4 protein-coding genes are annotated in these 6214 nt (G+C 74.2%); 3 read left to right on the top strand and 1 reads right to left on the bottom strand.

Annotated features, from left to right (window positions below; all coding sequences use genetic code 11):
* Positions 1-90: 90 nt before the first annotated feature.
* On the bottom strand, positions 91-1260 hold the full coding sequence (locus tag ACFCZ1_RS16140) for a trypsin-like serine peptidase (protein ID WP_376678904.1): 1170 nt from the start codon (positions 1258-1260) through the stop codon (positions 91-93).
* Between the two features lie 240 nt (positions 1261-1500).
* Here ACFCZ1_RS16140 and ACFCZ1_RS16135 point away from each other — a divergent pair, with 240 nt between their 5' ends.
* Genes ACFCZ1_RS16135 through ACFCZ1_RS16125 form a run of 3 tightly spaced genes read left to right on the top strand, consistent with a single transcriptional unit; the run spans position 1501 to position 6152 of the window.
* Positions 1501-3051, top strand: coding sequence for a diaminobutyrate--2-oxoglutarate transaminase family protein (locus ACFCZ1_RS16135; protein WP_376678903.1), 1551 nt, complete (start codon positions 1501-1503; stop codon positions 3049-3051).
* A 20-nt stretch (positions 3052-3071) separates the two neighbouring features.
* A complete protein-coding gene (locus ACFCZ1_RS16130; RefSeq protein WP_376678902.1) occupies positions 3072-5423 on the top strand; it encodes an IucA/IucC family protein in 2352 nt (783 codons plus the stop codon).
* Between the two features lie 30 nt (positions 5424-5453).
* Positions 5454-6152: a GNAT family N-acetyltransferase gene (locus ACFCZ1_RS16125; protein ID WP_376678901.1), complete on the top strand. Its 699-nt coding sequence runs from the start codon at positions 5454-5456 to the stop codon at positions 6150-6152.
* Positions 6153-6214: the final 62 nt, after the last annotated feature.

The raw sequence follows: 6214 nt of genomic DNA, 5'->3' as shown, positions 1-6214 counted from the left end.
GTGGGTGTTTGAATGGCGGGGGTCCCGTGGGGTGCAGGGGACCCCGGCCTTTTCCGTCCTTCCGGGACTACGTGAACGTGCCCTCCGGGGCTACTTGAACCTGCCGCTCACCGCGGTGAAGATGCCCTGCGCCTCCGGACCCAGCCGGGGACCGGCCAGCCAGCCCGCCTTGGCCGGGCCTATCGAGGTGTTCGACACCAGTGCCGGCTTGCCGTCCGCGCCCGCCGCGATCCAGCCGCCACCGGAGGCACCGCCGGTCATGGTGCAGCCGATGCGGTACATCACCGGGTCGTTCGACGTCAGCGACAGCCGGCCCGGCCTGTCCGCGCACTGGTACGCCTTCTGGCCGTCGAACGGCGCCGCCGCCGGGTAGCCGGTGGCCGTGATGCTCGCGACCTTCGGCACCGCCGGGGCGTTGAACTCCACGGGCAGCGCCGAACCGACCGTCTCCTCCAGGGACTTGCCGCTGCCCTTCTCCGGGGTCACGTGCAGTACCGCGAAGTCGTACGGGGCACCCGCGCCGCCGGTCGGACCGCCGGTCGCGATCCACTGGTCGGAGGTCTGCGCCCAGTCGCTCCACCAGACGCCGTACGGCGCCACCTGCTCGCGGGGCGCGCCCTTGAGCTGCGCCGCCGGCTTGCCCGCGTTGTTGTAGGACGGGACGAAGGCGATGTTGCGGTACCAGCCGCCGGACTTGCCCGCGTGCACGCAGTGGCCCGCCGTCCAGACCAGGTTGGACTTGCCGGGGCGGGCCGGGTCCTTGACCACGGTCGCCGAGCAGACCATCGAGCCCTCGGGGCCGTCGAAGAAGACCTTTCCGGCCTGCGGAACGCTCTGGTGGTAGGGCGTGTTCGCCGCCCTGGCCGTCACCGGCGCCGGGGTCGCGTCGGTCACACCCTGGTCCTTGCCCGCGTCCGGGTCGACGGCGGGCTGCTGCGGCTGCTCGGCGTCACGCATGCGGTCCGGGTCCCACAGACCCTCGATGATCGGGTTGACGTAGTCGCCCGCCTCGCGGAGCCAGTCCTCCTGCTTCCAGTTCTTCCACGCACCCCCCTTCCACTTCTCCAGGTCGATGCCGTGCTCCTTGAGCTTGTCCTTGAGGCCGTCTGGGATCTTGATCCCGTCGTTGCCCGGGAGGCTCGCCGCCACGGTCGGCTTGGCGTCGCCGCCGGCCTCCCCGTCGCCGGGGCCGCAGGCAGCGGCGGTCAACGCGAGTGCGGCCGCGCACAGGATCGCGGTGACCGGTCGGTTCGGTCGCATGTCGTTCGTCCCCCTGGTGGTTTCGAGGCGTGGAGTGCAGCCCCCCACTATGCCGCCGTGGTGGGGGACGGCACAGCCCGGGGCCGCGGTTCCCCGGGTCTGCCGCCTGCCGGGCAACGATCTTGGGTCCACCCGTGATCCGGCGCCCTCACCGTCGTTGGTACGTACGGGGGATGGGTGGGCGGCGTTCGTGTTCGAGGCGCAATCCGGAAGAGCAATCCGTGCGGGAGGACGACACTCGTGGCTTTGACCGAGCCGGCCGCGGCCGAGGCCGCCTCACAGAACGCCCCGCAGAACGCCCCGCAGAACATCCCGCAGAACATCCCGCAGAACATCGCGGAGTTCATGCCGGAGACCCCGCCGCCGAGCTCGCAGCAGGGCCTGCCGCAGAGCTTGCAGCAGAGCACTTGGGAGACGGTGCAGCAGGTGCGGTCGCAGGGGAGCCGGGTGACGGCACCCGGCGCGACCGGGGGAGTCGGCGGACCCGGCGGCCGCTCCCTCTCCCCGGACGGCATCCTGCGCAGGCAGGCGCAGCGGGAGTCCGCCGCCCGGACGTACGCCCGCTCGCTGCCCATCGTCCCGGTGCGGGCCCGCGGGCTGACGATCGAGGGCGCCGACGGGCGCCGCTACCTCGACTGCCTCTCCGGGGCCGGGACCCTCGCCCTCGGGCACAACCACCCGGTCGTCCTCGAAGCCGTCCGCCGGGTCCTCGACTCCGGGGCGCCGCTGCACGTCCTTGACCTCGCGACCCCGGTCAAGGACGCCTTCACCACCGAGCTGTTCGCCAATCTGCCGCCGCAACTGGCCGCCGACGCCCGCATCCAGTTCTGCGGACCGGCCGGAACGGACGCCGTGGAGGCCGCCCTCAAGCTGGTCCGCACCGCGACCGGGCGCTCTGGACTGCTCGCCTTCACCGGGGCCTACCACGGGATGACCTCCGGAGCCCTCGCCGCCTCGGGGGGCGCCCCGGACGTACGGGTGACCCGGCTCCCGTACCCGCAGGACCTCCGCTGCCCGTTCGGAATCGGCGGCCCCGAAGGCGCCGAACTCGGCGCCCGCTGGACGGAGAACCTCCTCGACGACCCCAAGGGCGGAGTGCCCACCGCCGCCGGCCTGATCGTCGAACCCGTACAGGGCGAGGGCGGGGTCCTCCCCGCCCCTGATGCCTGGCTGCGCCGGATGCGGGAGATCACCGAGGCGCGGGGGATCCCGCTCATCGCCGACGAGGTGCAGACGGGTGTCGGCCGCACAGGTGCCTTCTGGGGGGTCGACCACGCCGGGGTGGTGCCCGATGTGATGGTCCTGTCCAAGGCGATCGGCGGCAGCCTGCCGCTCGCGGTGATCGTGTACCGGTCGGCCCTGGACGTCTGGACCCCCGGCGCCCACGCGGGCACCTTCCGCGGCAACCAGCTCGCCATGGCCGCCGGTACCGCCACGCTCGCCTTCGTCCGCGAGAACCGGCTCGCCGAGCGTGCCGCCGACCTGGGCGAGCGCATGCTGACCGCCCTGCACGGCCTGGCCACCGCCCAGCCGTGCATCGGGGACGTCCGCGGGCGCGGCCTGATGATCGGCGTCGAACTGGTCGACCCCGACACCGGGTCGGCCGCGCCCGCCCTGGCCGCGGCGGTCCGCAAGGAGTGCCTGGACCGCGGCCTGATCGTCGAACTCGGCGGCCGGCACAACGCCGTCGTCCGGCTGCTGCCCCCACTGACCCTGACCGACGAGCAGGCCGCGGCGGTCCTCGACCGCCTCGCCGACGCCATCCCGGCCGCCGCCCGACGACCCCACTGACCGGACCCCGAGGACCCGCGATGCCCGATCCGCACCAGTCCACCCCGCCGCCCCACCGCGGGCCCCTCCCTCCCTCCCCGACCCCCGCGGCTGCCGGACCCGCGGCCCCCGCCCCCGCGTACCAGCAGGCGCCCGACCGCGCCCCCGACCCCGGCGCACCGCCGCCCCCCGGGTCGCCCACGGAGCCCGGGGGAGGCGCCCCGGAGGCCCCGGGCCCCACAGGCGCCCAGCCGCAGCGCCCGGCCCCAGCGGCCTCTGCCGACCCCAACCCCGGGCTGCTGCCCCCCGCGACCCCACTCCCGCCACCGTCGGCTGCCCCCGCCGGCCCCCCTCGGACCACCGAGCCCGAGCAGGCACCCGTACCGCCGCCCGGATCCGCCAGACGCTACGACGCCTCCGCCGACCGCTCCCGCGCCGACGGCTCCCCGGCCGCCGAACCCCGCCCCGCAGTCCCGGCCCCCACCGCCGGAGCACCGCACCAGCAGCCCCCCGCGGCCGGGATCGAGGCGGCCGCCACCGTCCCGCGCCAGAAGGACGGCACACCCAGACCCCGGCCCGGCTGGGCACTTCCCCCCGGTGCGGCGCCGACAGCGTCGCCCGACCTCCTGGACCACCCCGACCCGGCCGTCGCCGCCGAGGGAGCGGCGGTGGAGAACCTCCTCCGCTGCTGGGTCCGCGAAGCGGGACTGCACCGACCCGACGGCCTTGCCGCTACCCCGCTGCGCATCCCCCTCCCCGCATCCGGCACGGCTCTGGTCGTCCCCGTCCGGTACTGGTCCCCCACCGGATGGCACCGCTTCGGCCCCGCCCGGCTGGCGGCCGCCCCCGCCGGCGCCCCAGCCCTGGACGCCGTCACCCTGGCCGCGCTGATCGCCCGCGAGGGCACAGGCACACATGCAGCCACGGCCACGGCCACGGCCGCGGGCTCCTGCGGTCGCGGCAACGCCGACCTCGTCGGCCGGGTCGCCGACTCGGTCCGCCGCACAGCGGAGTTCATCGCCGACCGGCGCGAACGCCCCGCCGCCCCTTCCCGCATCGGCGTGGACCGCTTCCTGACCGCCGAACAGTCCCTCCTCCTCGGTCACCCCCTCCAGCCGGACCCGAAGAGCCGCGAAGGACTCTCCGAGACCGAAGCGCGCCTCTACTCACCCGAGCTCCACGGCTCCTTCCCCCTGCACTGGTTCGCCGTCGCACCTTCCGTGCTCGCCACCGAATCCGCCTGGACCGAGCAAGGCCGCCCCGTCTCCGCCACCGCGCTGCTCGGTCGGCTCGCCCCCGGACTCCCCCTCCCCGACGGCGCGGCCCCACTTCCCCTTCACCCCTGGCAGGCCCGCGACCTGCTCCAGCGCCCCGCCGTCGCCGCCCTCCGCGACGCGGGACTCCTCCACGACCTGGGCCCGTACGGCGCCCACTGGTACCCCACCTCCTCCGTCCGCACCGTCCTGCGCCCGGGCGCGCCCGCGATGCTCAAGCTCTCCCTGGGCCTGCGCATCACCAACTCCCGCCGCGAGAACCTCCGCAAAGAGCTCCACCGCGGTGTCGAGGTGCACCGGCTGCTCCGCACCGGCCTCGCCGAGCAGTGGCAGGCGGCCCACCCCGGCTTCGACATCGTCCGCGACCCCGCCTGGGTCGCCGTCGACTCCTCGGACGGCACCCCCGTCCCCGGACTCGACGTCCTGCTGCGCCACAACCCCTTCCGCTCCGGCGACGACGCCGTCTGCGTCGCCGCGCTCACCTCGCCCCGCCCGTGGCCCGGCCGGACCACCATGAGCTCCCGGCTCGGCGAGATCGTCTCCGCCCTCGCCGCCGCCACCGGACGCACCACCCCCGCGGTCGCCGCCGAGTGGTTCCTGCGCTACCTCGACCACGTGGTCCTGCCGGTCCTCGCCTTCGACGCGCTCGCCGGCATCGCACTGGAAGCGCACCAGCAGAACACCCTGGTCCTCCTCGACCCGGCCGGCTGGCCGGTCGGCGGCCGCTACCGCGACAACCAGGGCTACTACTTCCGCGAGTCACACCGCGCGGAACTGGAGCACCGGCTCCCCGGTATCGGCAGCCTCAGCGACACCTTCGTCTCCGACGCCGTCACCGACGAACGCTTCGCCTACTACCTCGGCATCAACAACGTGCTGGGCCTCATCGGCGCCTTCGGATCCCAGCGGCTTGCCGACGAGCGCGTGCTCCTCGCCGCATTCCGCCGATTCCTCGGCAAGGCCTCGGGCCTCGGCCCGCTCCCCGCGAGGCTGCTCGACTCACCGACCCTGCGCTGCAAGGCGAACCTGCTCACCCGCCTGGGCGGCCTCGACGAACTCGTCGGACCCGTCGACACCCAGTCCGTCTATGTCACGATCACCAACCCCCTCCACGACTGACGCGTCGCCGCCGACGCGGGGAAGAACCGCATGCCCACCACAGAAGCCCCCGCCGATCCCGTAGGCCCGGCCACCCACGCCACGGGCTCGGTCCGGGCCCTCGGCCACCCCGGCGAACGGCGGCTCACCGCCGAGCTGTTGCCCCTGCTCGCCGAAGCCGACCTCCTCGACTCCCCGGCTGCCTGGGGCAGTACCGACACCGCCGCCGGCGCCTTCCGCCTCGATCCCGTACGACCCGGACGCGACCTGGAACTCCTCACCGGCTGGATGAACGACCCCGAGGTGGCCGCCTACTGGGAGCTCTCCGGCCCCGCCGCCGTCACCGCCGCCCACCTGCGGGCCCAGCTCGACGGGGACGGCCGCACCATCCCCTGCCTCGGCCTCCTCGACGGCACGCCGATGAGCTACTGGGAGATCTACCGGGCCGACCTCGACCCGCTCTCCCGCCACTACCCGGCGCGCCCCCACGACACGGGTATCCACCTGCTCATCGGGGACGGGACAAACCGCGGCCGGGGCCTGGGCACCACTCTGCTTCGCGCCGTCGCCGGCCTGGTGCTCGACAACCGCCCTCGCTGCACACGCGTGATCGCGGAGCCGGACATCCGCAACACCCCCTCCGTATCGGCCTTCCTGAGCTCCGGATTCCGTTGTTCCACGGAAATCGACCTTCCCGAGAAGCGTGCCGCCCTGATGATCCGGGAGCGGGCTCTTCGCAATCTCCTCTGACTGCCGCCCCACACGCCCTGACCGTCGTCGCGCTTCACACCTCTCCCCTTGATAACTCTGCG

It is taken from the genome of Streptomyces sp. NPDC056224 (assembly GCF_042267665.1).
GTDB lineage: Bacteria > Actinomycetota > Actinomycetes > Streptomycetales > Streptomycetaceae > Streptomyces.
The sequence above is the reverse complement of the archived record's forward strand: the minus strand, read 5'-3'. Positions and strand labels throughout refer to the sequence as shown.